Genomic DNA, 23941 nt, shown 5'->3' with positions numbered 1-23941 from the left:
AGCTCAGTTCCGCTTCTTATGTTTGCGCGGGCCGCGTTTTACGATCTCCTCCAGGCGATCCGCATAATCAGCCCTCTCTTCTTCACTCATTGCCGAGACCTGTGCCAGCCATTGCTGGTGAAGAGCCGATTGAATCTCTGCGGTAGCCTGAGCCTGCTTTTCCAGTAAATCTTCAACTGCAGAAGGATCAAAGGGCATGGCCCTCAGCGCCTGACTAAGCGCGCTAAAGTCCTGCTTGCGCATATGTGATCCCTTACCGCGCAGACCCGATAGTTCCCCCCTAAGCGCTTTTCGATCTGTTTTGGGCAAAGCATAATACAATGCAGGACCAAATCCGGGTGGAGCCACTGCACGATCGCTGCCCTTGAAACGCAATGCTGTGCCCAGGGCAACGCCGGCGATCAGCAGGTTCACTGCAAGCGAGACGACCAGCAATATCGGCATCCATTTGCGTTTGAGTGCGGGGCTATCGCTCATTCTGTTTCCTCCAGATAGGTCTCGTCCAAATTCAGATCGGCCATCAGATAGGTCACCTCTTGTGAGACGAAATAGTCCGCGGGATCCGGCAAAAAGGTCGGCGCGGAAAACCCGATCCAAACGCCCGCCGCACTTGCGGCCACCAGGCCACTTACCCCGTGCCAGCCACCGATGGCCATCATTTTGTCCCGCCAGGTCCGACGCCCTTTGCGCGCAGATCGCGCTAGCCGAACCGCCTCTGCATCTGTTTCAATTCGGACGGCAAGATCGTCTGGGAACACATCCCGTGCTGCGCGTGCCTGCGCAAACAGATGGTCGAGTTCTTTGTCTTGATCAGCCATGTTCGTACCCCAATTCCTCTCGGCGTGCCGCCAACATCGCGGTCAAGGACCGTTTGCCGCGCGCGGTCAGGCTTTCAACTGCCTCGACCGAAATGTCCATGATCCCCGCGATTTCGGGATTGGACAACTCTTCTATATGCCGCAGAATGACGGCTTGCCGCTGACGATCAGGCAGTTGATCCAATGCGGCCTGCAGCGCGTCCTTGCGTGCACTTTCCTGTATCTGGTCGACCACACTGGCGGCTTGATCCTCGGGCTCGGCCACATTTTCCAGCGCGTCGGGCCGTTTCTTGCGGCGCAGATCGACACACAGGTTCAACGTCACCCGATAAAGCCAGGTCGAAAGCTGCGCCTGCCCTGGCACCCAGTTAGGGGACATTTTCCATAGACGCATCATAGCCTCTTGTGTCACGTCCTCGGCTTCAGCTCGGTTTCCCAGCATACGCAGGGCCACGGAATAACATCGCGGTCCCAACCGCCCGGTCAGCAGGCGGGCCGCTGCTGTATCCCCATCGGCAAACTGGCCCAGCAACTCTTCATCGCTGGGGTCAGGCGCGGCAGATGAACCGCCGTGCGCCGTGTTCGGGTAAGAGGTCAGATCCTCCATCCCGTATTAATTGTCGTCGGTATCCGACTTCTGATGCCGCTTGTGTTTCCGGCCCATTTTATCTTTCGCATCCGCATATTCCTGCTCTGAGATCGACCCGTTCCCATCGGCGTCGATACGCTCGAACATCTTGGAGGCACGGCGCGGTTTCGGCAATTCATCTTCGCTGAGGAAACCATCGGCGTTTGCATCGTGCTTTTCGAACATTTTGGTTACACGCTCGTTGGCTTTCGTCTGTGCAGCGGTCTGCATTTCCTCGACGCTCAGTTGTCCATCACCATCCGTGTCGGCTGTTGTGAATTTCTGGTTGCGATGCGCGGTGATCTCGGCCTGAGTGACCTGCCCGTTCCCATCGACATCCAGATCCTGAAATGTCGGGCGCGGCCCTTTCGCCAATGCTGAGCTGCCAGTAATGGCAACTGCTGCAAGAACTGTAGCCGAGATGATGGTTGTGGTTTTCATTGCAAAGTTCCTTGAACTACGCGGCCCACTGCCGCCGTTGATACCTATTCAAACGCAGCCCGGGCGGGTTTCCGTCGCAGCGGGATCAACTTTTTTCACCTTGTTTGAAAAGAGTTCGGAAGCTGTTACGTTACCAGGCATCGCCACAAAGCGACGCACCCCCCTTTTCCGAAAGGCTTAATACAGCCTATATCGCCAAAGGATGAACGCGCGAGATTCAAATGACTGATCAGACTATCGAAACTTCGATCGACGAAGACCGCCCGACAAAGCCCGCAATGATCCGTGGGTTCCGTTGCAAATGCCCAAAATGCGGCGAGGGCAAGCTGTTGCACAGCTATCTCAAGGTGAATGATACCTGCACGAATTGCGGGCAGGAACTGTTTCACCATCGCGCCGACGATGGCCCCGCCTACCTGACCATTCTGATCGTGGGGCATCTTCTGGCCCCTGCGCTGCATGTGTCCTATGTCCATTGGCGGCCTGATCCATGGACGATGGCGATTGGCTTTTCAATTGGATGCGTCGCACTCTCCTTGTTCCTTCTGCCTCGCCTGAAAGGTGCCGTGGTCGCCTATCAATGGGCGCGCCGGATGCATGGGTTCGGCAAAACCGCATGAGCGCGGACAAAGCGGCCATCCGCAATGCCGCAACCGTGATCGTCTTGCGCGACCGGTTCAGTGACCCTGCAATCCTGATGGGCCAGCGCGGTGCAAAAGCGGCATTCATGCCCAACAAAGTTGTCTTTCCCGGCGGTGCAGTCGATCCCGAGGATGCGAATATTCCACTGCACAGCTCGCTGCCCGATCTCTGCGCCGAGCGCTTGTCGCAACAATCCGCGCCGGACCTGCAGAATGCTCTGGCTGCCGCTGCAATCAGGGAGTTGTGGGAAGAGACCGGGCTCATCCTCGGACAACGGGGCGAATGGCAGGGGGCAATCCCGCCCGACTGGCAGAGTTTTGCGGCGATGGGCTACGTGCCTTCCGCCGAAGCGCTGCAATTCGTTTTCCGGGCCGTCACTCCGCCGGGTCGCCCCCGCCGCTTTGACGCCCGGTTCTTTCTGGTCGATGCAGATGCGATTCAGGGGGATCTGGATGACTTCACCCATGCATCAGACGAGTTATCGCACCTGCAATGGGTAAAGATCAGTCAGGCGCGCGCGTTCGACCTGCCCTTCATAACCGAAGTCGTATTGGCAGAAATCGCAGCCCGCACTTCGGACCCGAACCCGCCGGAAACAGTACCCTTCTTCCTTAACAACGAAGAAGCCAGCCTGTTTCTGCAGCTTCGGGGCTATCCAATGCCTTACGCGGATTAACGCATCCGACTGACAACCACAGTGACTTCGGGTTTCTTTCCGATCTCAGCCTGTGCCGTCTGTCGAGCGATCCGGCGCAGCCCTTCTTCCAACTTGTCGTCATCACGCAGAGTTTTGGCACCGGCACGCATCAGGAACTGGTTCAAATCCTCTTCCAACACCTCGATCAGCCCCGCACGCGATGATCCCATCTCGGGCAGGCCCATCGTGTCACACCAAGGCTCTCCCAACGGCTCATCTTCTTCGTCCAGAATGACCGTAATCGTTATGTGGCCGTTCAGCGCCATACGGATACGATCACGCACCACACCGTCCAAGGCGCCGATCTTGACTGAACCATCCAAGTAGGTGCGCCCGGTTTCAATGTAGTCGGTCACTTTCGGTGCATTGCCCGTCAGATCCAACATAGTGCCATTCACTGCCAGAATACCGGTGCGCCCGCCCGCTTCGGCCAATTTAGCGTGTTCGCGCAGGTGGCGATGTTCGCCGTGCATCGGGATGACCATCTGCGGGTCGACCAGACCATGAACCTTTTCAAGATCAGGCCGGTTCGCATGGCCCGAGACGTGATAAAGCCCCGAGCTGTCGTCAACCACATCCACGCCCTTTTCACTGAGCTGGTTCATGATGCGGATCACCCCGCGCTCATTCCCCGGGATGGTCTTAGAGGAGAACAAGAACAGATCGCCCTCTTTAGCCTCAAGCCCGCGATACTTTCCTCGGGCCAGCTGCGCGCTTGCAGCACGACGCTCGCCCTGGCTGCCAGTGACGATTAGCATCAGGTTCTGGCGTGGTACATCCAGCGCCTCTTCTGCGCTGATGACCTTCGGGAAATCGCTGAGAATTCCCGTTTCGGTCGCAGCCTCGATCATCCGCCGCATCGCACGGCCCAGCAACACAACCGAGCGACCGGCCCGTTGCCCAGCTTCGGCCAGCGTTTTCACCCGCGCCACGTTCGAGGCGAAGGTCGTCGCAATGACCATTCCACTGGCATCTTGCACCAAACGGGTAATCTCAGGGCCCACCTCGGATTCTGAACGTCCAGGGTGAGAGGAGAACACATTGGTGCTGTCGCAGACCAGTGCCTTTACACCTGACTTGGCAACATCAGCCCACAGATCAGGATCAAACGGCTCACCCACAATTGGGTTGGCATCCAGTTTGAAATCGCCTGTATGCACCACGCGTCCAGCCGGAGAATCGATGACCAGTCCCGCACTTTCGGGGATCGAGTGTGAAACCGGTAGGAATCCGATTGTAAACGGCCCTGCCTTGATCTGCTCGGGCCACGGCGACGCGGTTTGCACCGCCTCGGTCGGATGACCGTGTTCTTCCATCTTGCGGCGTGCGATGTTTGCCGTGAATGCGCGTGCGTAGATAGGTGCGCCCAGTGCCTCATAGCAATGCGCCACCGCGCCAACATGATCCTCATGCGCATGGGTGACAAAAACCGCCTCAAGCCGGTCGGCGCGTTCTTTCAGCCAGCTGATATCGGCAAAGATCAGATCGACTCCGGGCGAGGTATCCATATCCGGAAACGCCACACCCAGATCGACGAGGATGAACCTTTCTTTTCCCGGCTCACCATAGCCGTAGACATAGGCATTCATGCCGATTTCGCCTGCACCGCCCAGCGGTAAATAAATTAGTCTTTCACTGCTCATGTTGAGCCATTTTCCTTGTTATAGCGATGGATCACGGTCAACCCGTGCATCGTCAAATCGTCCTCGATCACGTCGAAGCCTACGTCGGCCTGATCAAACAAAGGTGCAAGCCCTCCGGTGGCGACGACCTTCATCGCCATCCCGAATTCAACCTTCACGCGTGAGATCAGCCCTTCAATCAGACCGGAATACCCCCAATACACTCCGGATTGGATACAGCCAACTGTGTTTGTACCAATCACCTTTTCCGGTCTGGTGATATCAATATGCGGAAGCGCCGCCGCACCTTGATGCAACGCCTCAAGGCTCAGGTTCACGCCCGGCGCGATGATGCCGCCGACATAAGCGCCGTCCGCTGCGACCACATCGAAATTCGTTGCCGTGCCAAAGTCGACCACCACTACGTTGCCACCATGGCGATCAAAGGCTGCGGCGGCATTGGCCAAACGATCCGGTCCAGGTACGGTCCCTTCGTCTACACGCGGGTAAACAGGCAACTGGCAGTCCGGCTTACCCACGACCAAAGGCCGGCAGCCAAAAAACCGATCTGCAAAAACACGCAGGTTGAACACCACGCGTGGCACGGTCGAAGCGATAATGACGTCCGTGATGTCCGCCTCGATCCCGTAATGCTTCACCAGTGTCGAGTACCACGTAAAATAGGCATCCGCAGTGCGCGCATGGTGGGTCGAGGTGCGTAGAGTGCACAGAAAGTTCTCGCCATCCCAGATCGAGAAAACGGTGTTGGTATTGCCGCAATCAATCGCCAGAAGCATGTGCGCCTCCTTTAGAAATAGACATCCGCGGCAGGAATGCTGACACGGCCCTTGGCGGTGTTTATGACAAGGCTGCCGCCCGCGTCTACCGTTTCAAATGTTCCGACCGTCTCTGCCGCAGCGGTACGGGCGGTTATAACCTCACCAAGCCGCGCTGCGCGCGCAAGCCAGGCGGTGCGGATCGGTTCGAACCCGTAGGTCATGAACTGGGTTTCATAATGCGCATAGGCAGAGGCCAGTTCAGTCAGAAAATCCTCGGGCGTGACATCCGCACCAGTTTCAGAAAGCAGAGAAACCGGTCGCACTGCACCAGGCTCGACGCTTTCGATACCGGGTGCCTCGGACAGATTTACGCCAACCCCGATCGCCAGATGGGAAATACCCCGGCCCTGCCCTGTACTTTCCAACAAAATCCCGGCCAGTTTGCCACCGTTCAGCAGCACATCATTGGGCCATTTCAGCGACAAGCCGGTCGCGCGACCGGATACCGCAACGCATGAATCATAAAGCGCTAGCGCCGCAACAAAACTGCGAAGTGCAGCCTGTTCCGGATCTCCGGGCGGTCGCATCAGCAGGGTGGCGGCCAGATTGCCTTTGGGGTTGGTCCAGGCCCTCCCGCGTCGTCCGCGTGCCGCAGTCTGACGATGCGCCATGATCCAGACCGGACCCGCAGCGGTTGGCGCAAGCCGCGCGGCTTCGTTCAGGGTGCTGTCGACCTCCTGCAACACATGCAGGCCGTATCCTTGAGGCCAGTCGCTCATGTCAAAAAGGCCCGGTGCAACGACCGAGCCCCTTGCTGTTCATGGGTATGGGATCAATTGACAAGCGTTGTCGCCGCCGCAGCCGCAGCGCCTTCGATACCAAACTGATAGAACACTCCGATCAGCATCAGCGCCGCAGATCCCATCAGCGCGCCCCACAGAACGGGTGACGAACGGGTTTCAATCGGGTCTTCATTCTCGGCGCCGAAATACATGTAGAACACGATCCGCAGGTAATAGAACGCACCGATGACCGAGGCGATGGCCGACACGATTACCAATCCAATCAAACCGGCATCCACACCCGCCTGCCAAACGCCGAATTTGGCGAAAAAACCCAGCATCGGCGGCACCCCGGCAAGGCTGAACATCAGAATCAGAACAGCCAGTGCTTTCCCCGGGTCGCGTTTGGAATACTGCCTTAGGGCATCGATATCCGTCACCGGCTTGCCGTCACGCTCCATCATCAGAATGAAGGCGAAGGTGCCGATATTCATCGTCACATAGATCGCCAGATACATCAGCATGGCCTTGACGCCCAACTCGGTCCCGGCGGCCAAACCGATCAGCGCGTATCCCATATGCGCAATCGACGAAAACGCCATCAGGCGCTTGATGTCGCGCTGACCAATGGCGGCAACCGCACCGAGCAGCATCGATAGAACCGAAAGCAGGACAATCACCTGCTGCCAGTCTTTGACAACGCCGCCAAACGCATCGTGCAATACGCGCGCAAACAGTGCCATTGCGGCCACTTTGGGTGCTGTGGCAAAGAATGCGGTGATAGGGGTCGGCGATCCTTCATACACATCAGGCGTCCACATGTGGAACGGCACGGCAGAGACTTTGAATGCAAGACCCGAGATCAGCAAAACCAGCCCGAACAGCAGGCCAAGTGATACATCATCGTGGTGGACCGTCTGGATGATGCCCGAGAACAAGGTGGTTCCGGTAAATCCATAAACCAGCGAGGCACCATACAGCAACAAGCCAGAACTGAGCGCGCCCAGAACAAAATACTTCAATCCAGCCTCAGTCGATTTGGCACTGTCCCGGCGCAGCGCGGCAACGACGTAGAGCGATAGGGATTGAAGCTCCAACCCCATGTAAAGCGACATCAGATCGCCCGCGCTGACCATCATCATCATGCCAACAGCAGCCAACGCCACCAAAAGCGGATATTCAAAACGCAATAGGCCACGACGGGCCATATAGTCCTGACTCATCAGCAGCACCGCAGCCGCAGAGAGCAGAATGGCAACTTTGGCGAAACGCGCGAAACTGTCATCCACGAACATTCCGTTGAATGCCACATTCGTGCCGTCGCCGTTGGTCGCGATCCAGATCGCCAACAGGGCCATCAGCCCAGCCGTCGACCAAACCAGCAACGGGGCCAGCCCATCCTTGCTCGTGTAGACAGCTCCAATCAGTGCCGCCATCGCATAGAGTGCCAGAACGATTTCCGGCAGAATGATTGTCAGATCAGCCTGGATCATGTCTCCAAAGCCTCCTTAATGCGATGCGGCTGACTGAGCCACGGCCTCAGCCGCGGCCAGAGCCGTGTCATAGTTCGAAATCAACGCGGCCGTCGAATTGCCGATCACATCGGTGACAAGCGACGGGTAAACGCCCAACAAGATCGTCATGATGATCAAAGGTGCAAAGATCAGCCGCTCGCGCGAGCTCATGTCGACCATCGCCTTCAGGCTTTCCTTGATCAGGTCGCCAAACACGACCCGACGGTACAGCCACAGCGCATACCCCGCCGAAAAGATCACACCCGTGGCGGCAACTGCCGTTACCCAGGTGTTGACTTGGAAAGCACCCATCAACGTCAGGAATTCCCCGATGAAGCCAGATGTGCCAGGCAGCCCGACATTGGCCATGGTGAACAGCATGAAGACCAACGCATAAGCAGGCATCCGTATGACCAGACCGCCATAAGCTTCGATATCGCGGGTGTGCATCCGGTCGTAGATCACGCCGACACAAAGGAACAGCGCTGCCGAGATGAACCCGTGGCTGAGCATCTGGAAAATCGCGCCATCAATCCCCTGCTGGTTCGCCGCAAAGATACCCATGGTCACAAAACCCATATGCGCGACCGAGGAATATGCGATCAGCTTCTTCATATCTTCCTGCACCAGCGCAACAAGCGAGGTGTAGACAACCGCAATCGCCGACATCCACAGCACAACGTCCGTCATGACAGCCGAGCCTACAGGGAACATCGGCAAGCTGAACCGCAGGAAGCCATAGCCGCCCATCTTAAGCAGGATCGCCGCCAGCACGACCGAACCCGCCGTCGGAGCCTGAACGTGCGCGTCCGGCAACCAGGTGTGGACCGGCCACATCGGCATCTTCACAGCAAAGGACGCAAAAAAGGCCAGGAACATCAGTGTCTGCATTCCGCCGACGATATAGACACCCAGAACACTGAACCCTTCGGACGAGAACTGATGGCTCATCAGCGCCTCGATATCCGTGGTTCCTGCGTCCGCGTACATCGCAACCATTGCCACCAGCATCAGCACCGAGCCGAGGAAGGTGTAAAGGAAGAATTTGAAGCTGGCATAAATCCGGTTCGCACCGCCCCAAATGCCAATGATCAGGAACATCGGGATCAGGCCTGCCTCAAAGAACAGATAGAACAGTACCAGATCCAGCGCCATGAACACGCCCAGCATCAGCGTTTCAAGCAGCAGGAAGGCGATCATGTATTCCTTAACCCGGTCAGTCACATTCCAACTGGCCAGAATGGTCAACGGCATGATGAAGGTGGTCAGCAATACGAACAGAACGCTGATCCCGTCGACACCCATCTTGTATTTCAGGCCCATTAGCCACTCACCCTCTTCCACCATCTGGAAGCCAGTGTTGGAGGGGTCAAAGCCCGTATAGATACCGATCGAGACCAAAAAGGTCACGGTCGTCGCAACCAGTGCAACCCATTTGGCATTGCGCTGCGCAGCTACGTCTTCACCATGCAGGAACAGGGCCAAAATGCCTGCTGCGATGGCGGGGATGAAGGTGACAATAGATAGGATATTGTCCATTAGTGTGCGCCTCCGCCGATCGACATCCAGGTGACAAGGGCGGCCAGCCCCAAAACCATCCAGAAAGCGTAAGTAAAGATGTAGCCCGTCTGGGCTTTCCCTGCGAGGCGGGTAAAGAAGGGCACAACACCCATGGAAACGCCATTCAGGAAGCCGTCAATCGTGTTGCCGTCACCGCGTTTCCACAGGAACCGACCAAGCGCGAGTGTGGGTTTGACAAAGATCGCATCGTAGATTTCGTCAAAGTACCATTTGTTCAGTAAGAACAGGTACAGCGGACGCTGGTTTGCGGCCAGACGGGCGGGCAGCGACGTGTTCACGATGTAGAACCAATAGGCCACGACAAAACCAAGCAGCATGGCCACAAAAGGCGAAACCTTGACCCATTTTGGAGCCGCATGCGCATCGTCCAGAACATGGTTGTCAGGCGCGATATAGAGCGCGCCTTCGCCCGGTTCGCCCGCAAAGACATAGTGATGATCTCCGCCATCCGCATTGTTTTCGCCGTGTGCACCATCGTCGGCATGGCTATCCTCACCATGCGAAGTATCCGCCACAGCATGATCGTCAACCTCGGCATGTTCCGAAGCTTCGGCCATCGGTATACCGTAGAACTTTCCGACTTTGTCCGCATGACCAAAGAAGTTCCCGTACCAGATCATCCCGGCGAACACCGCGCCCAAGGACAGAACACCCAGCGGCACCAGCATGGTCATCGGACTTTCATGCGCGTGTTCATGTGTGTGCTTGTCGCCACGTTCTTCGCCATAGAAGGTTAAGAAGATCAGGCGCCAGCTGTAGAACGAAGTGAACGCAGCCGCGATGACCAGCATCCAGAAGGCATAACCAGTGCCACCGGCATAAGCGCTCTCGATAATGGCGTCTTTCGACAGGAAACCGGCAAAACCGAAGGTGGTCAGCGGGATACCCACTCCTGTGATGGCCAACGTACCGATCATCATCGCCCAGAACGTATAGGGGATCTTTTTCCGCAGCCCGCCGTATTCGGTCATCTCCTGCTCGTGATGCATCGCGTGGATCACCGAACCTGCGCCAAGGAACAACAGCGCCTTGAAGAACGCATGTGTCAGCAGGTGGAACATCGCGGCTGAATACATGCCGACGCCTGCAGCAACGAACATGTAACCCAACTGGGAGCAGGTCGAATAGGCAATGACACGTTTGATATCGGTCTGAACCAGACCCACGGTTGCGGCAAAGAACGCGGTCGAGGCCCCAAGGAAGGTGATGAACCCGGTGGCACCCGGCGCGAACTCCATCAACGGTGACATGCGGCAGATCAGGAATACACCCGCGGTCACCATGGTCGCAGCGTGGATTAGCGCCGACACCGGCGTCGGGCCTTCCATCGCGTCCGGCAACCAGGTGTGCAGGATCAACTGCGCCGATTTACCCATCGCGCCGATGAACAGCAGCACGCAAATCACTTCGATTGCAGTCCACTCACCCCAGAGGAAATGCAATTTCTCTTCTGCCAGCGCCGGGGCGGAGGCAAAGATGTCAGAGAAATTGATGCTGTCCGTCAGGAAGAACAGCGCGAAGATTCCAAGCGCAAAGCCAAAGTCACCGACCCGGTTGACGATAAACGCTTTCATCGCGGCGGCGTTGGCCGTGGGCTTACGATAATAGAACCCGATCAACAGGTATGAGGCAACGCCCACGCCTTCCCAGCCAAAGAACATCTGAACCAGATTGTCCGCCGTCACCAGCATCAGCATCGCGAAGGTAAAGAAGGACAGATAGGCAAAGAAACGTGGCTTATAGCTCTCGCCCTCGCGCCATTGCGGATCGTTGTCCATATAGCCGAAGGAATACAGGTGCACGAGCGCCGAGACGGTTGTCACCACAATAAGCATGATCGCGGTCAACCGGTCTAGTCGCACTGCCCAGCTTGTCGACAGCGATCCGCTCTCGATCCAGCGCATGATCTCGATCTGCTGTGTCTGGCCGTCGAAAGTCAGGAAGACGATCCACGACAGCAGACAGGCCAAAAACAGCAGGCCCGTCGCGGTCCACATGGCGGCCTTCTCGCCGATAAATCGCCAGCCAAACCCGCAAAGCAACGCGCCCACCAGAGGGGCAAAGAGGATGGTGGTTTCCATGTTCTCTTACCCCTTCATCATATTGACGTCTTCAACCGCGATGGTGCCACGGTTGCGGAAGAAGCAGACCAGAATGGCCAGACCAATCGCCGCCTCGGCTGCCGCCACGGTCAGGACGAACAGCGTAAAGACCTGCCCGACCAAATCGCCGAGGAAACTGGAGAACGCCACAAGGTTGATATTCACCGCCAGCAGCATCAGTTCGATGCTCATCAGCAGGATGATGACGTTCTTGCGGTTCAGGAAGAGACCGAAGATGCCGATGACGAACAGCGTCGCCGCGACCGTAAGATAGTGTTCAAGTCCGATCATTTTCTTTCGGTCCCATTCGTTTCCTGTTCTTCGCTGCCCTATACCCGATCCAAGCAAGTACAAAAGGCACCGCAATTAGTATTTTCAGCAGCCAGTACTCCATCGGAAGTACTAGCGGCAAAGTCAAAGCCCCTGCCCCGGTTTCACGTCCTTTAGCTCCATCGCCTTGGCCGGGTCGCGCATCATCTGGCCGATGATGTCCTGACGCTTGATGTCCTTACGGTGGCGCAGCGTCAGAACGATGGCGCCGATCATAGCCACCAGCAAGATCAGGCCCGCGAGTTGGAACAGAAGGAAGTATTGATCATAAAGGATGACACCCAGCGCCTCGGTGTTGTGGCGATCCGCTGGTACCGGCTGCGCCAGATTGCCCGCTACCCCCTCTGCGCTGTCCCATGCCCCGAAGGCCATGACAAGCTGCATCAGGATGACCAGACCGATCAGCAGCGCCAACGGCATATAGCGCGCCATCTCGGCCTTCAGCTCGGCAAAGTCCACGTCCAGCATCATCACCACGAACAGGAACAGTACCGCAACCGCGCCCACGTAGACGATGATCAACAACATCGCCACGAACTCGGCCCCCAGCAGCACGAACAGCCCCGCCGCAGACAGGAAGGACAGGATCAGCCACAGCACCGAGTGCACCGGCTGACGGCTGATCACAGTGAACAGCCCGCCGGTGATGGCGCTGATGGCGAACAGGTAGAAGGCAAAGACGGTCATTGATCCTCATCCTCGTTATCGCCCATGACCTCTTGCGCCAAATCCAGCGCGCGGGTCATGGCCGGGATGCCGGCGAACACCGACATCTGACCGATCGTTTCCACGATCTCTTGTTTCTTGGCACCCGCCTCAAGCGCATGGCGCACGGTCTGGCGCACGGCGGCATCGGCTTGCGCGCCCTGACAAGTCAGCCCGGCCAGCGTTAGCAACAGGCGGGTCTTGGCATCCAGACCGTCTTTGTTGACGGTGTTGCCGAACATCATTTCCATGACCTCTTTGGGCATGGTCGGCCACAGCGCTTCGAACCCCTTGGGCGAGAAATTCTCCATCGCCGGGTTCATCGCCTTGGCCATGTCCTGCGCCTGCTTCATCATCAGCTCGAACGGATTTGTCGGCGTGTCACTCATCTGTACGGCGCGTCCATTTCCAGATTGCGGGCGATCTCGGCTTCCCAGCGTTCGCCGTTGTCGAGCAGTTTTTGCTTGTCGTAGAACAGCTCTTCGCGGGTTTCCGTGGCAAATTCGAAGTTCGGGCCTTCGACGATAGCATCGACCGGGCAGGCTTCTTGGCAGAAGCCGCAATAGATGCACTTGGTCATGTCGATGTCATAGCGCGTCGTCCGACGGCTGCCATCCTCACGAGGTTCGGCGTCGATGGTGATTGCTTGCGCGGGGCAGATCGCCTCGCACAGTTTACAGGCGATGCAGCGTTCTTCGCCGTTCGGATAGCGGCGCAGCGCGTGCTCACCGCGAAAGCGTGGGGACAGAGGGCCTTTTTCGTGTGGGTAGTTTATGGTGGCCTTGGGGGCGAAGAAATACTTCAGCCCCAATTTCATACCAACCCAAAAGTCCTGAAGCAAAAAATATTTGGCGGCGCGGGTGTAGTCGATTTGGGTCATATCAGCCTCCTACGCTCCAACGGGCAAAGACGCCCCAGAACCAGTCGAATTTTGCCGCGAAGGCTACGAAGACCACCCAAGCCAGCGAGAATGGCAGAAACACTTTCCAGCCCAGTCGCATCAGCTGGTCATAGCGGTAGCGGGGTGTGATTGCCTTGACCATCGCAAAGAGGAAGAAAAAGAACGCCATCTTCGCGACCATCCACAACACGCCATCGGGTAGACCGGGGATCGGTGACAGCCAGCCACCAAAGAACAGCAGCGTGGTCAGGGCGCACATCAGGAAGATTGCGATGTATTCACCGGCCATGAACAGCAGGAAGGGCGTGGCCGAGTATTCGACCTGATAGCCCGCCACCAGCTCCGATTCGGCTTCCGGCAGATCGAACGGGGGACGGTTGGTTTCGGCCAGAGCCGAGATGAAGAACAGGAACACCATCGGGAAATGCGGCAGCCAATACCAGTTGAACAGGCCAAGATTGCCGTCTTGCGCCTGAACGATTGCTCCGAAATTCATCGAACCGGTCGAAATGATCACGCCGATGATGATCAGGCCGATAGAAACCTCATAAGAAATCATCTGTGCCGCCGAGCGCAGTGATCCTAGGAACGGGTACTTTGAGTTCGACGCCCAACCACCCATGATCACTCCATAAACCTCCAGCGACGACACCGCGAAGACATAGAGGATTGCGACGTTGATATCCGACAGAACCCAGCCGTCATTGAACGGGATCACCGCCCAGGCGATCATCGCCAGCACGAAGGATGTGAGCGGAGCCAGTATAAAGACCGCACGGTCAGCACCGGCAGGGATCACAACTTCTTTGACGACATATTTAAGTGCGTCTGCCACCGATTGCAGCAGGCCGTAGACGCCCACCACATTGGGGCCACGGCGCATCTGGACAGCGGCCCAGATCTTGCGATCACCATAAACGAGGAACAACAGTGAGATCATCACGAAGGCAACAACCGCAAGGACTTGCGCCAGAATGATGATGGCTATTCCGCCTGGGGTGTTAAAGAATTCAGCCATTGGTCCTCACACCGTGGGTATTCCGTTTTCCGCGCGCGATGCAAAGGCCAGATGCCTGCGCAATCTGCGGCTGGGTCGGCGCGTTGGTGTAAACAGCATCTGCCGCCATTGCGCCACCCTTAATCTTCGATTTCACACGCAACGCGCGCGCGGCCATCTGCCATCCGGCAACCAAGCTTGTCTGCGATATGTGACAGGTCTGGTTCATTCCGCCGCGATCTTCCCGGACTTGCGGGCCTGGGCCTGCGCTGACAATTCAGCCATCAATTGCGAAGCACGAGCAATCGGATTGGTTAGATAGAAATCCTTGATGGCATCACGGAAGGTCGCCTTGCCCAACGGGCCAGCGTCCAAAGCCTGAATCTCGTTTTCGATCACTTCGCCGATACGAGCCAGATGTGGAACCGCTTCGATCAGAGCGGTCCGCAGTTGCGCCAGCGAGTCATAAGGAAGCGTTGTGCCCAGTTCGGCTGACAAGGCCCGCAGAATCGCCCAGTTTTCCTTGGCCTCACCCGGGGCAAAGCCTGCGCGCATGGCAAGCTGCGGGCGGCCTTCAGTGTTCACGAACAGACCGTTTTCTTCCGTATAGGCCGCTCCCGGAAGGATCACGTCAGCACGATGCGCACCCCGGTCACCATGGCTGCCCTGATAGATCACAAAGGCACCTTCGCCAATTTCGACCTCATCCGCGCCGAGGTTGTAGATCACATCCGCTGTGCCGACCGCGTCCATGCCACCTTCGTTGGTGGCGTCCACGTCCATCGCGCCAACGCGCGAGGCGGCAGTATGCAGGATGATCAGGCCACTTTCGGTATTCGTTGCAATGGCTTGGGCAGCGGCAAGAACGGCGGCGCCATCTGCCTCTTGCAGTGCGCCTTGCCCGACGATGACCAAGGATGCCTTGCCCTTGATTTCATCGTCGCCGCCCATGTCGACGACCTTTTGCAGCGCTGCGCGATCATCGCCCATATGGTGATACTGATATGTCAGATCGGTGGCAGGCCCAACCAGAGCCACCTCGGCCCCGTGTGCCCACGCCTTGCGGAGACGTGCGTTCAGAACCGGCGCTTCATCACGCGGATTGGTGCCGATCAGTAGGATCCGCTCGGCACTGTCAATATCATCAATCGCGGCAGTCCCGGCATAAGCCCCACGATTGCCCGCAGGCAGCTTCGCGCCATCCGTGCGGCATTCGACGACACCGCCCTGCCCTTCAATCATTTGCTTCAGCGCAAAGGCCGCTTCAACCGGGGCCAGATCGCCGACGATCCCCGCCGGTTTCTTCGCCCCCTTCAGCGCCTCAGCCGCTTTGGTCAGCGCCTCGGGCCAGCTTGCGGCACGCAGTTTGCCATTCTCGCGGATGTAAGGCTTGTCCAGCCGCTGGCGGCGCAGACCGTCCCAGACAAATCGGGTTTTGTCGCTGATCCACTCTTCGTTTACCCCATCATGGTTGCGCGGCAGGAAACGCATCACTTCACGCCCTTTAGTGTCCACGCGGATGTTCGAGCCCAAAGCATCCATCACGTCGATGCTTTCGGTCTTGCTCAGCTCCCACGGGCGGGCAGTGAAGGCATAAGGTTTCGAGGTCAGCGCGCCAACTGGGCACAGATCAATGATGTTACCCTGCAGGTTCGATTCCAGTGTCTGGTTCAGATACGAAGTGATCTCGGCATCTTCGCCACGCCCGGTTTGACCCATCTGAGTGATTCCGGCCACCTCGGTGGTGAAACGCACACAGCGGGTGCAGCTGATGCAGCGGGTCATCGCAGTGCCGACCAGCGGCCCTAGGTCCAGATCATCCACTGCGCGCTTGGCTTCCTTGAAGCGCGAACCGGACACGCCATAGGCCATCGCCTGATCCTGAAGATCACACTCGCCGCCTTGGTCGCAGATCGGGCAATCCAAAGGGTGGTTGATCAGCAAGAACTCCATCACCCCTTCACGGGCCTTCTTGACCATGGGCGAGTTCGTCTTGACCACCGGCGCCTGCCCTTCCGGACCCGGACGCAGGTCGCGGACCTGCATCGCGCAGGACGCGGCGGGTTTCGGCGGGCCGCCCACGACCTCGACCAGACACATCCGGCAGTTCCCGGCAATCGACAGACGCTCGTGATAGCAGAAACGCGGCACCTCGACCCCAGCCTGTTCACAAGCCTGGATCAGGGTCATCGCGCCATCGACTTCGATTTCCTGCCCGTCGATATTGACTTTGCGGAGGTCAGACATAGCCTAGTTCGCCCTCAAATACACGCCGATGGCGCTGTTTCTTTCGATTTCCTTCTTGCCCAACGTGCAGAAGGTTTTGGGATTGTCATACGACACACCGTTCTGGGTCAGATAGGTCTCACCCTTGGCGCGCATACGGTCTTTTTCGGCATCCGATTCCACGTAGGCCCGGATTTCAGTGTCCGAATACCCCAGCTTGTTTGCTTTGGACTTCAATCCCCACAGCACACCGATCGCCTTCAACCGACGCCCACTGATCGATGAGCAATAGTCCGAAATCTCATTTGCGATGGCGATGTAATAGAGTTCGTTGTCAATCTCTTTGACTTCGCGCAAGGGTGGCTTGGCCTCGGCCAGAATGGGCACAGAGATCACACAAATCGTGGCAATCAGTCTAACGACAGACATGACATTTCCTTTCGTCTTGGGTATCCCAAGACGATGGTCCCCCCGCGTGCTATGCAATAACAACCCGCGGGTCTTAACGTGATATGCGTTGCGGAAGCTCATGGTCGTTGGCAGCGTCCGGCATAGGTCAGCTTGTCTTTTTCAATGCGCAGGTTCTGCGGTTCCGTGTCCGGTCCAACTTTCCACACGATTCTGGACGAACCAAAGTTCTGGATGCAGAATTTTGTTCCTTCATAACGGGCAGCCTCGCGCGCGCCGTCGAAAGATTGTGATACACCGTTCACTGTCACAGTAAACTCGGAAGGCGTGGCCTTCTTGTTTACATGCTTTGCGCTAGCCCGGAAATAAATGCCGTCAAACGCCACCCGGGTGGCACGTGAAGGCGCCGTTCCGCAGGCGGAGACAAGCAAAGTTCCCGTCAAGACCATCATCACTACGAAGCCTCGTTTCGCTATCATGGCCACTCCTGTTTGATGACTGGAGCTTGTCGCATCCACTTGCCCAGCTGATTGATGTGATCGAGATCGCCCAACCGTGGACCGTTTGCCAAAGCAAGGAACCGACCGACATTCGATCCGGCCAAATGATATCCGTCAAGCTGGATCAAAACGCAGCAACCAATGCAATAAGGCCAAGAATGACCATGCAGGCCCATCCAACCACATAAGTCACAGATCGCAGACCACTATGCGGCTGGCCGATCCCGCGCAGATGGATCACCAGCATCACGATACGCGCCAGCAGCGCCAAGCTTGCCAGCAGGTTAACCCAGAACGGGCTTCCCCCCAGCAGGATCGCTGCAACCGTCACGGTCAAAAAGGCGGGCAGTGTTTCTGTTCCGTTCAGATAGGCGCGGTTCAGACGATAGGCCTTGTCAGCATAGTCTTGCTCCGGAGTAGCGCCCGGTGCTAGCCCCTTGCCCGCTTTTGCAAGTGCCGAAAACGGCGACATAAACAAAATGATCAGGGTAAAGATCACCAGTGAGGCAATCGCGTGGGAATATTCGGCATAGACTTCCATCTGACTTACTCCGCTGCCATCGCACCCATACGGCCCGATTTCTGGGCCTTGATGCGGTCTTCGATCTCCTCACGAAAATTGCGGATCAGGCCCTGGATTGGCCAGGCTGCCGCATCGCCAAGGGCACAGATTGTGTGGCCCTCGACCTGTTTGGTGACGTCGAACAGCATGTCGATCTCTTCCAGCTCAGCCTCACCCCGCACCAGACGATCCATTACCCGCATCATCCAGCCGGTGCCTTCGCGGCACGGCGTACACTGGCCACAACTTTCATGCTTGTAGAACTTCGACAGGCGCCAGATCGCCTTGATGATGTCGGTGGATTTATCCATCACGATCACGGCGGCTGTACCCAGCCCCGAGCCCAGCTCACCGCGCAGATAATCAAAATCCATGATTGCGTCGCGCATGTTTTCTCCGCGCACGCAAGGCACCGAAGATCCGCCCGGGATCACCGCCAGTAGATTATCCCACCCGCCGCGAATGCCGCCACAGTGGGTCTCAATCAGGTCCTCAAAGGAAATCGACATCGCCTCTTCGACGACGCAAGGATTGTTCACATGGCCCGAGATCGCAAACAGCTTGGTGCCCGCGTTGTTCTGACGGCCAAAGCCCGCGAACCAGTCCGCACCCCGGCGCAGGATGGTCGGCACAACAGCGATGGATTCCACATTGTTCACCGTGGTCGGGCAGCCATAAAGCCCCGCCCCCGCCGGGAACGGTGGTTTCATCCGCGGCATGCCCTTTTTGCCCTCAAGGCTTTCGATCAGGGCTGTTTCTTCACCGCAGATGTAGGCCCCAGCGCCGTGATGGAGGAACAGATCGAAATCCCAACCCGAGCCAGCAGCGTTTTTACCCAGCAGGCCTGCGTCATAGGCTTCGTCAATCGCGGCCTGCAGCGCCTCGCGCTCGCGGATATATTCTCCACGCAGGTAGATATAGCAGGTATGCGCATTCATCGCGAAGGACGCGATCAGGCAGCCCTCAATCAGCGTATGCGGATCGTGGCGCATGATTTCGCGGTCTTTACAGGTGCCTGGCTCGGATTCGTCCGCGTTCACGACCAGATAGGACGGGCGACCATCGCTTTCCTTGGGCATGAACGACCATTTCAGACCGGTTGGAAAACCCGCGCCACCACGACCACGAAGCCCTGAGTCTTTCATCGTCTGGATGACCCAGTCGCGACCCTTGTCGATCAGGCCAGCCGTGCCGTCCCAATGCCCCCGGGCCTGCGCGCCGCGTAGGGTGCGTTCGTGCATCCCGTAGATGTTGGTAAAGATCCTGTCCTGATCCTTCAGCATCGCTCAGTTACCCTTGGCTATCCTGACGCATGCGCCAGAGTTGAAATATGTTGACGCCGGCATAGATGAATCCTGCCAGAGCGGCGAAATCAAACAGCAGCGCATAACGCCCCGGCAATCCCAGCGCGGGGCCGATGAACAGGGTCATGCCAAGCCAAATCACCATCGTCACGGCAATGACGATGCTGATATGTCGGCCCTTGCGGGCTATGGCCTGTTCCTTGTCGATGTCCATCTCATCCCGATGCCCCGGACGGGCACCTTCTTAGTCCTCGTAAGTGCCGTCTTTCTTGGCACGTTTGGCGAATTCGGTTTCCTCACCCGCCGCCAGTTTCGCGGCCTGTTCGATCCATCCGTCCCGCTCGATCCGGCCTTTGAACTTCAGACGCGCGTCAACCCAAGCCACATGCTCTGGCGTCCAAGCTGCGATCTGGTCGTAGTGGTAGAAACCCAACTCATTCAGGGTCCCTTCCAGCTTTGGCCCAACACCTTTCAGCATCTTCAGATCATCCGGCTTGCCTTCCCGCGCACCGGTCAGCGTTTCAGGTTGATCTTCCTTGGCCGCTTTCGCCTCTTCCACCTGTTTCACTGCAGGTTTCGCTGCAGCCGGAGCCTTGGGCGGTTTTGGCGCGGATTTGGTCGCGGTTGCTTTGCCATCCTTACCCAGCCAGGGCGTCAGGATCGGAACCTCGGTCCCGTCGATCCGCTTGACCGTATCTCCCAGATCACTGGCAAGCTGAACGCTGGCATTGTACTGCGTCCGACCGCTGTCGTACTTCGTCAGACTGGTCAGCCCTTTGAGCGGTTCCGCTGCGTAGCGCCCGTTTTGCGGACCCGGAGTTGGCACTTTGCCAGCCGCCAAGTCATCAAGAATATTTCCAAAGCTCTCGGCGGTCAGATCTTCGTAATAGTCTTTGCCAATCTGCGCCATCGGCGCGTTGGTGCAAGAGCCGAGACATTCGACCTCTTCCCAGCTCAGCTTGCCATCGGCGGACAGCTCATGCGGTTTTGCAGCAATCTTTTCCTTGCAAACCGCGATCAGATCTTCCGCCCCGCAGATCATGCACGACGTCGTACCGCAGACCTGAATATGCGCAACAGAGCCAACCGGTTGCAGCTGAAACATGAAATAGAACGAGGCGACCTCAAGCACACGGATATAGGCCATGCCTAGCATATCCGCGACAGATTCAATTGCCGGACGGCTCAGCCAGCCCTCCTGCTCCTGCGCACGCCACAGCAGCGGGATCACCGCGCTGGCCTGACGCCCCTCAGGGAATTTCGTAACCTGCGCTTCGGCCCATTGCTGGTTAGCGGCAGTGAAAGCAAAGCTATCGGGTTGTTCGGGATGCAAACGGCGGAGCATTAGCGGTCAATCTCTCCAAATACGACGTCCATGGTGCCGATGATCGCGGCGACGTCGGCCAGTTGGTGCCCTCCTGCGACGTAGTCCATGGCTTGCAGGTGCAGGAACCCTGGAGCGCGCAGTTTGGCGCGGTAGGGTTTGTTGGTGCCGTCGGCGACCAGATAGACGCCGAACTCACCCTTGGGGGCCTCGACGGCGGCGTAAACTTCGCCTGCAGGGACGTGGAAGCCCTCGGTGTACAGTTTGAAGTGATGGATCAGGCTTTCCATCGAAGTCTTCATGTCCGAGCGATTCGGCGGGGTGATCTTGCCACGTGCCAGAACGTCACCGGGGCATTCGCGGATTTTTCCGATGGCCTGACGGATGATCAGCAGCGACTGGCGCATCTCTTCCATTCGGACGAGGTAGCGGTCATAGCAGTCGCCGTTCTTGCCAACGGGGATTTGGAATTCGAATTCGTCATAGCATTCATAGGGCTGCGCGCGCCGCAGGTCCCATGCCAGACCCGATCCGCGTACCATCACGCCAGAGAAGCCGTATTTCTGAATGTCATCCTCGGTCACGACGCCAATATCGGCGTTTCGCTGTTTGAAGATGCGGTTTTCAGTCAGCAGACCGTCAATATCATCCAGTATGGCGGGGAATTCGTGGCTCCACGTCTCGATATCGTCCAACAGTTCCGGCGGCAGGTCCTGATGGACACCACCGGGGCGGAAATATGCTGCGTGCAGGCGCGCACCGCAGGCACGCTCGTAGAACACCATCAGCTTTTCGCGCTCTTCAAAGCCCCAGAGCGGCGGGGTCAGCGCGCCAACGTCCATCGCCTGCGTGGTCACGTTCAGCAGGTGGTTCAGGATGCGCCCGATCTCGGAATAAAGAACCCGGATCAGAGAGCCGCGGCGTGGCACCTCGACCCCAGTCAGTTTTTCGATGGCCAAACACCAGGCGTGTTCCTGGTTCATCGGCGCCACATAATCCAGACGGTCGAAATACGGCAGGTTCTGCAGGTACGTCCGGCTTTCCATCAGCTTTTCGGTACCGCGGTGCAGCAGACCAATATGCGGGTCACAGCGTTCGACAATCTCACCGTCCAGCTCAAGCACAAGGCGCAGAACTCCGTGCGCCGCAGGGTGTTGCGGGCCGAAGTTAATGTTGAAGTTGCGGATCTTTTGTTCTCCGCTCAGCGCGTCCGTGCTGCCGTCATCGTATCTTGAGCCGTCCATCAACGCCCTCGTTTCTTCTTTGCTTCGGCCCGAACCCGGACCTTTTCCGCCTCAGCCGCTTTCGCTGCAGCTCCGGCCAGCAGAACACCTAACGCGCCCAGAATGATCAACTCACCCATCATATCAGCGACGCTCCAACTCTTGCAGTTTGATCCCGACCCACCACAGCAAGGCAATTGTGCCAAAGGGGATCAGACAGAGCAGACACCAGTATTTGTTGATCCCGAAAAACGGTAAAATCTTTACCATCGGAATGATGGTCAGCGCAGAAAGGATCAGCCACCAGATGCCACCCATTATTCGGTCTCCTGTTTCTCATCCCCCGGAAGAATGTAGTTCGCACCTTCCCACGGGGACATGAAATCAAACTGACGATATTCCTGCACCAATGACACGGGCTCATAGACCACGCGCTTTTGCGCCTCGTCATAGCGAACCTCGGTATAGCCGGTTGTTGGAAAATCCTTACGCAGCGGATAGCCGCGGAACCCATAATCGGTGAGGATGCGCCGCAAATCCGGATGACCCGAGAACAGGATGCCGAACATGTCAAACACCTCACGCTCGAACCAGTTGGCCGAGGGGTGAACGTCGACGATCGAGGGCACCATGTCATCCTCGCGGATCGAGACCCTCAGTCGGATGCGCTGGTTCTGATACATCGACAGGAAGTGATAGACCACATCGAACCGCTTGGCACGTTCGGGGTAGTCGACACCGGTAATGTCGACCAGCGAGGAAAACTGGCAATTTCGGTCGGATTTCAGGAATTCGATAAATTCGACCAGATTGGACGGCGCCACATCTACATTCAATTCGCCATGGGTCACATCCCAGGACAGAACGCAATCAGCCCGTTTCAATTCCAGCTGCGCGCCGAGTTCTTTGAGTGCTTCGCTCATCTACCCTCTCCTCAGCGTACAATGGTGCCAGTGCGGCGGATTTTGCGCTGCAGCTGCATCAGGCCGTACAACAGGGCCTCGGCGGTCGGAGGGCAGCCGGGGACGTAGATATCCACGGGAACAATGCGGTCACAGCCGCGAACGACTGAATAGGAATAGTGGTAATACCCACCGCCATTTGCGCAAGATCCCATCGAGATCACATAGCGCGGCTCGGGCATCTGGTCGTAGACTTTACGCAGTGCGGGGGCCATTTTGTTGGTCAAAGTGCCGGCCACGATCATTACGTCGGACTGACGTGGAGAAGCGCGAGGGGCGATGCCAAACCGTTCCGCATCGTAGCGTGGCATCGAGGTATGCATCATCTCAACCGCGCAGCAGGCCAGACCAAATGTCATCCAGTGCAGCGAGCCGGTGCGGGCCCAGTTGATGATGTCCTCGGTCGAGGTCAGCAGAAATCCTTTGTCCTGAAGCTCGGCATTCAGGGCCTGGGTGGCGACTTCTTTGTCGACGCCCGCGGTGTTTGCACCCGTCATCACTCCCATTCCAGCGCCCCTTTCTTCCATTCATAGGCAAAGCCAATGGTCAGAACGCCCAGGAACACCATCATGGACCAGAAGCCGACATCACTGATGTCCTTGAAACCGACGGCCCAGGGGAACAGGAAGGCGATTTCCAGATCGAAGATGATGAAGAGAATCGCAACCAGATAGAATCGGACATCGAATTTCATCCGCGCGTCGTCGAATGCGTTGAAGCCACATTCATATGCGCTGACTTTTTCAGGATCTGGATTGCGGACGGCAAGCACTACAGCAGCAAGAATCAAGACGATTCCAAGGCCTACAGCGACGGCCAGAAACACCAGGATCGGGAGGTACTCCCGCAACAGGTCTTCCACGTATAGCTCCTTTCCTGCGCATGTCCCGAAA

31 protein-coding genes are annotated in these 23941 nt (G+C 57.4%); 2 read left to right on the top strand and 29 right to left on the bottom strand.

The features are described 5' to 3' along the window. Positions 1-3 precede the first annotated feature (3 nt). The 4 genes from Q1B46_RS04320 to Q1B46_RS04305 are packed head-to-tail and all read right to left on the bottom strand — an operon-like array spanning position 4 to position 1887. The gene (locus tag Q1B46_RS04320; RefSeq protein ID WP_299945077.1) at positions 4-477 is read right to left on the bottom strand and encodes a periplasmic heavy metal sensor; all 474 of its coding nucleotides are present in this window, start codon (positions 475-477) and stop codon (positions 4-6) included. Beyond that, positions 474-818: a hypothetical protein gene (locus Q1B46_RS04315; RefSeq protein WP_299945075.1), complete on the bottom strand. Its 345-nt coding sequence runs from the start codon at positions 816-818 to the stop codon at positions 474-476. The genes Q1B46_RS04320 and Q1B46_RS04315 overlap by 4 nt, the downstream gene beginning before the upstream one ends. Then, positions 811-1425, bottom strand: coding sequence for an RNA polymerase sigma factor (locus Q1B46_RS04310; protein ID WP_299945072.1), 615 nt, complete (start codon positions 1423-1425; stop codon positions 811-813). The genes Q1B46_RS04315 and Q1B46_RS04310 overlap by 8 nt, the downstream gene beginning before the upstream one ends. A 6-nt stretch (positions 1426-1431) precedes the next feature. Further along, positions 1432-1887 carry an EF-hand domain-containing protein gene (locus Q1B46_RS04305; RefSeq protein ID WP_299945069.1) on the bottom strand — a complete coding sequence of 152 codons (456 nt, stop codon included), beginning with the start codon at positions 1885-1887 and terminating at the stop codon, positions 1432-1434. 221 nt (positions 1888-2108) lie between these two features. On the opposite strand from Q1B46_RS04305, the gene Q1B46_RS04300 reads away from it, so the two are divergent. Together Q1B46_RS04300 and Q1B46_RS04295 are read left to right on the top strand one after the other, a co-directional pair. Further along, positions 2109-2507, top strand: a complete 399-nt coding sequence (locus tag Q1B46_RS04300) for a DUF983 domain-containing protein (RefSeq protein WP_299945067.1) — start codon at positions 2109-2111, stop codon at positions 2505-2507. Then, complete coding sequence (locus Q1B46_RS04295) at positions 2504-3205, top strand: NUDIX domain-containing protein (protein ID WP_299945064.1); 702 nt, start codon at positions 2504-2506, stop codon at positions 3203-3205. Before Q1B46_RS04300 ends, Q1B46_RS04295 begins: the two co-directional genes overlap by 4 nt. On the opposite strand, the gene Q1B46_RS04290 is transcribed toward Q1B46_RS04295, so the two are convergent. From Q1B46_RS04290 to Q1B46_RS04170, 25 genes are all read right to left on the bottom strand, one after another. Further along, positions 3202-4869 (bottom strand): ribonuclease J, encoded by a 1668-nt coding sequence (locus Q1B46_RS04290; protein ID WP_299945061.1) that lies wholly within the window; start codon positions 4867-4869, stop codon positions 3202-3204. The genes Q1B46_RS04295 and Q1B46_RS04290 overlap by 4 nt on opposite strands. Continuing rightward, positions 4866-5645, bottom strand: a complete 780-nt coding sequence (locus Q1B46_RS04285) for a type III pantothenate kinase (protein WP_299945058.1) — start codon at positions 5643-5645, stop codon at positions 4866-4868. The genes Q1B46_RS04290 and Q1B46_RS04285 overlap by 4 nt, the downstream gene beginning before the upstream one ends. Before the next feature lie 11 nt (positions 5646-5656). Continuing rightward, positions 5657-6406, bottom strand: a complete 750-nt coding sequence (locus tag Q1B46_RS04280; protein WP_299945055.1) for a biotin--[acetyl-CoA-carboxylase] ligase — start codon at positions 6404-6406, stop codon at positions 5657-5659. Positions 6407-6459: 53 nt separating this feature from the next. Next, entirely contained in the window at positions 6460-7902 is a 1443-nt protein-coding gene (nuoN, locus tag Q1B46_RS04275) for an NADH-quinone oxidoreductase subunit NuoN (protein ID WP_299945053.1), read from the bottom strand. Between the two features lie 15 nt (positions 7903-7917). Next, entirely contained in the window at positions 7918-9462 is a 1545-nt protein-coding gene (locus Q1B46_RS04270) for an NADH-quinone oxidoreductase subunit M (protein ID WP_299945050.1), read from the bottom strand. Continuing rightward, positions 9462-11585: an NADH-quinone oxidoreductase subunit L gene (gene nuoL, locus Q1B46_RS04265; RefSeq protein WP_299945047.1), complete on the bottom strand. Its 2124-nt coding sequence runs from the start codon at positions 11583-11585 to the stop codon at positions 9462-9464. Before nuoL ends, Q1B46_RS04270 begins: the two co-directional genes overlap by 1 nt. 6 nt (positions 11586-11591) lie before the next feature. Then, positions 11592-11897, bottom strand: coding sequence for an NADH-quinone oxidoreductase subunit NuoK (gene nuoK / locus Q1B46_RS04260; protein WP_005984024.1), 306 nt, complete (start codon positions 11895-11897; stop codon positions 11592-11594). Positions 11898-12020: 123 nt separating this feature from the next. After that, positions 12021-12623, bottom strand: coding sequence for an NADH-quinone oxidoreductase subunit J (locus Q1B46_RS04255; RefSeq protein ID WP_299945045.1), 603 nt, complete (start codon positions 12621-12623; stop codon positions 12021-12023). After that, entirely contained in the window at positions 12620-13030 is a 411-nt protein-coding gene (locus tag Q1B46_RS04250) for a carboxymuconolactone decarboxylase family protein (protein ID WP_299945043.1), read from the bottom strand. The genes Q1B46_RS04255 and Q1B46_RS04250 overlap by 4 nt, the downstream gene beginning before the upstream one ends. After that, entirely contained in the window at positions 13027-13521 is a 495-nt protein-coding gene (gene nuoI, locus Q1B46_RS04245; protein ID WP_282154012.1) for an NADH-quinone oxidoreductase subunit NuoI, read from the bottom strand. Before nuoI ends, Q1B46_RS04250 begins: the two co-directional genes overlap by 4 nt. A 1-nt stretch (position 13522) precedes the next feature. After that, entirely contained in the window at positions 13523-14560 is a 1038-nt protein-coding gene (gene nuoH / locus Q1B46_RS04240) for an NADH-quinone oxidoreductase subunit NuoH (protein ID WP_299945040.1), read from the bottom strand. Continuing rightward, on the bottom strand, positions 14553-14768 hold the full coding sequence (locus Q1B46_RS04235) for a hypothetical protein (protein WP_299945037.1): 216 nt from the start codon (positions 14766-14768) through the stop codon (positions 14553-14555). The genes nuoH and Q1B46_RS04235 overlap by 8 nt, the downstream gene beginning before the upstream one ends. After that, positions 14765-16786, bottom strand: a complete 2022-nt coding sequence (gene nuoG / locus Q1B46_RS04230; protein ID WP_299945035.1) for an NADH-quinone oxidoreductase subunit NuoG — start codon at positions 16784-16786, stop codon at positions 14765-14767. The genes Q1B46_RS04235 and nuoG overlap by 4 nt, the downstream gene beginning before the upstream one ends. Before the next feature lie 3 nt (positions 16787-16789). Beyond that, on the bottom strand, positions 16790-17194 hold the full coding sequence (locus Q1B46_RS04225) for a DUF5333 domain-containing protein (RefSeq protein WP_299945032.1): 405 nt from the start codon (positions 17192-17194) through the stop codon (positions 16790-16792). A gap of 98 nt (positions 17195-17292) precedes the next feature. Continuing rightward, positions 17293-17652, bottom strand: coding sequence for a hypothetical protein (locus Q1B46_RS04220; protein ID WP_299945030.1), 360 nt, complete (start codon positions 17650-17652; stop codon positions 17293-17295). 145 nt (positions 17653-17797) lie between these two features. Further along, positions 17798-18214, bottom strand: a complete 417-nt coding sequence (locus tag Q1B46_RS04215; protein ID WP_299945027.1) for an MAPEG family protein — start codon at positions 18212-18214, stop codon at positions 17798-17800. 5 nt (positions 18215-18219) lie between these two features. Then, entirely contained in the window at positions 18220-19518 is a 1299-nt protein-coding gene (nuoF, locus tag Q1B46_RS04210) for an NADH-quinone oxidoreductase subunit NuoF (RefSeq protein ID WP_299666000.1), read from the bottom strand. A gap of 7 nt (positions 19519-19525) precedes the next feature. After that, positions 19526-19753 carry a DUF5337 domain-containing protein gene (locus Q1B46_RS04205; protein ID WP_299945024.1) on the bottom strand — a complete coding sequence of 76 codons (228 nt, stop codon included), beginning with the start codon at positions 19751-19753 and terminating at the stop codon, positions 19526-19528. A 30-nt stretch (positions 19754-19783) separates the two neighbouring features. After that, positions 19784-20884: an NADH-quinone oxidoreductase subunit NuoE gene (nuoE, locus tag Q1B46_RS04200; RefSeq protein ID WP_299945022.1), complete on the bottom strand. Its 1101-nt coding sequence runs from the start codon at positions 20882-20884 to the stop codon at positions 19784-19786. Then, on the bottom strand, positions 20884-22107 hold the full coding sequence (locus tag Q1B46_RS04195; RefSeq protein WP_299945019.1) for an NADH-quinone oxidoreductase subunit D: 1224 nt from the start codon (positions 22105-22107) through the stop codon (positions 20884-20886). The genes nuoE and Q1B46_RS04195 overlap by 1 nt, the downstream gene beginning before the upstream one ends. Next, a complete protein-coding gene (locus Q1B46_RS04190) occupies positions 22107-22229 on the bottom strand; it encodes a hypothetical protein (RefSeq protein ID WP_257599041.1) in 123 nt (40 codons plus the stop codon). Before Q1B46_RS04190 ends, Q1B46_RS04195 begins: the two co-directional genes overlap by 1 nt. A gap of 1 nt (position 22230) precedes the next feature. Continuing rightward, the gene (locus Q1B46_RS04185) at positions 22231-22404 is read right to left on the bottom strand and encodes a hypothetical protein (RefSeq protein ID WP_176797642.1); all 174 of its coding nucleotides are present in this window, start codon (positions 22402-22404) and stop codon (positions 22231-22233) included. After that, positions 22404-23009 carry an NADH-quinone oxidoreductase subunit C gene (locus Q1B46_RS04180; protein WP_299666021.1) on the bottom strand — a complete coding sequence of 202 codons (606 nt, stop codon included), beginning with the start codon at positions 23007-23009 and terminating at the stop codon, positions 22404-22406. The genes Q1B46_RS04185 and Q1B46_RS04180 overlap by 1 nt, the downstream gene beginning before the upstream one ends. Before the next feature lie 11 nt (positions 23010-23020). Then, positions 23021-23554, bottom strand: a complete 534-nt coding sequence (locus tag Q1B46_RS04175) for an NADH-quinone oxidoreductase subunit B family protein (RefSeq protein WP_037307875.1) — start codon at positions 23552-23554, stop codon at positions 23021-23023. Continuing rightward, on the bottom strand, positions 23545-23910 hold the full coding sequence (locus Q1B46_RS04170; RefSeq protein ID WP_120635912.1) for an NADH-quinone oxidoreductase subunit A: 366 nt from the start codon (positions 23908-23910) through the stop codon (positions 23545-23547). Before Q1B46_RS04170 ends, Q1B46_RS04175 begins: the two co-directional genes overlap by 10 nt. Positions 23911-23941: the final 31 nt, after the last annotated feature.

This window comes from uncultured Ruegeria sp., assembly GCF_947500045.1.
Taxonomy (GTDB): Bacteria; Pseudomonadota; Alphaproteobacteria; order Rhodobacterales; family Rhodobacteraceae; genus Ruegeria.
This window is presented reverse-complemented; position numbering and strand designations above follow the sequence as displayed.